Origin of the sequence: Hydrogenophaga intermedia (assembly GCF_023715105.1) — a bacterium.
In the GTDB taxonomy this organism is placed as follows: Bacteria; Pseudomonadota; Gammaproteobacteria; order Burkholderiales; family Burkholderiaceae_C; genus Hydrogenophaga; species Hydrogenophaga intermedia_A.
In genome coordinates, this window is the sequence record NZ_JAMBNO010000066.1 from 1 (window position 1) to 1,543 (window position 1,543).

The 1,543-nt window shown below is 61.2% G+C and carries 2 protein-coding genes; both read left to right on the forward strand.

Translation table 11 applies throughout. From position 1 onward, the window contains the following. Positions 1-299: helix-turn-helix domain-containing protein (locus M3149_RS22555; protein ID WP_251711597.1), on the forward strand; the 299-nt coding region annotated here is incomplete at its 5' end. Between the two features lie 7 nt (positions 300-306). Then, the coding region (locus M3149_RS22560) for a type II toxin-antitoxin system HipA family toxin (RefSeq protein ID WP_251711598.1) at positions 307-1,543 on the forward strand (1,237 nt) is incomplete at its 3' end.

Genomic DNA, 1,543 nt, shown 5'->3' on the forward strand with positions numbered 1-1,543 from the left:
ATGTCCTTAAAATGCAGCGCATCATGGACAAAATCAACAATCCTGGCGAACTGGGCCGCGAGCTTCGCACCCTGCGCAAGCGCCTGGGCATCAAGTCCGTACAGCTGGCGAAGGACAGTGGCCGCAGCCGTGACGTGCTCAACCGCCTGGAGCGCGGGGATGACGTCTACGTCTCTTCCTTGTTCGATGCCCTGCGGGCCATGGGCTACTCGATCCGGCTGGAGAAAAAGGGTTTGCCAAGCCTGACCGAGATGCAGGCGTACGCCGCGCGTGAGCTGGGGGAAGAGGGTGAGCGTTGAGCTGGAAATGCCCGAGCGCATCAAGGCGCTCGAGATTGACATCGGCTCGAAGCTTGCAGGGCTGCTCGCGCGCGAGTCGCAGTTTGTGTTCACGTACAGGCCCCACGAAAGCGGTGCCTACAGCGGCCCCTGGCTCAGCCTGCTCATGAACCCGGATCAGGCGTCGGTCTACCAGAGCAATGGCATGTTCCCTGTGCTGGACATGAACCTGCCCGAGGGCTACCTGTACGAGCAGATCCGCGCGCGTTTTCCGAAGCAGAACATCACCGAGATGCATCTGTTGCTGGCCGTCGGGACCAACAGCATTGGCCGCAACAGCGCGCGCTTGCCTGGGGCGCCTGCGCGGGTGGGCGGACCGACGATCGATCGCGCAACGCTGCTGAACAGCACCAACAGCCAGGCGCTGTTTCCTGAACTGGTGGATGCCTATCTCGCAAGTGGCGCAGGCGTGTCTGGTGTGCAGCCCAAGATCATGCTGCCCGATCGCGCTTCGATTCCGGTGCCCACGCTCATCGTGAAGAGTGGCCCGGACTACTACCCTGGACTCTCGGCCAATGAGTTCATCGCGCTGAGCGCTGCAAAGCGGGCGGGGATCGACGTCTCAGGCTTTGACCTCAGTGCCGATGGCGGTCTGCTGGTGCTCGATCGTTTTGACATCGGTGCTGATGGCTCACGTCATGGTTTCGAGGACATCCCGTCGTTGCTGGGTATGCAGGTGCGCAACAAGCTGGACGAGCGCAAGTACCACGGCAGCTACGAGCTGATCGCTGATCTGCTGCGCAACCAGCTTGCCCTTCCACAGCCTGAGCTCGAGAAGTTCTTTCAGCAGGTCGCCTTCTCCATCCTGGTGAGAAACGGCGATGCGCACCTGAAAAACTTCGGGGTGCTCTACACCAGCGAGACGGACATCCGCCTGGCCCCGATGTTCGACGTGGTGACCACCTCGATCTACAAGTACACCCGCTTCGGCACCGGTGAGGAGATCGAGGACCGAACCATGGCGCTGAAGCTGCGAAAGGGCGACAAGACCAAAACGTACCCCTTGGCCAAAGAGCTTCTCGACTTTGGCCGTCGCGCGTGCGGCGTTGAACGACCCCAGAGGTTCATCATGAAAGCCGCGGACGCCATGGCAGCTACGCTGACTTCCGCCTGGCACGATGAACGCGTTCCGAAAGATCTGGTCCCCAAGATTGAAGAAGCGTGGGAGCATGGCTTCGCCTTGGCTCGGGAGGTCGCCTCTCTGA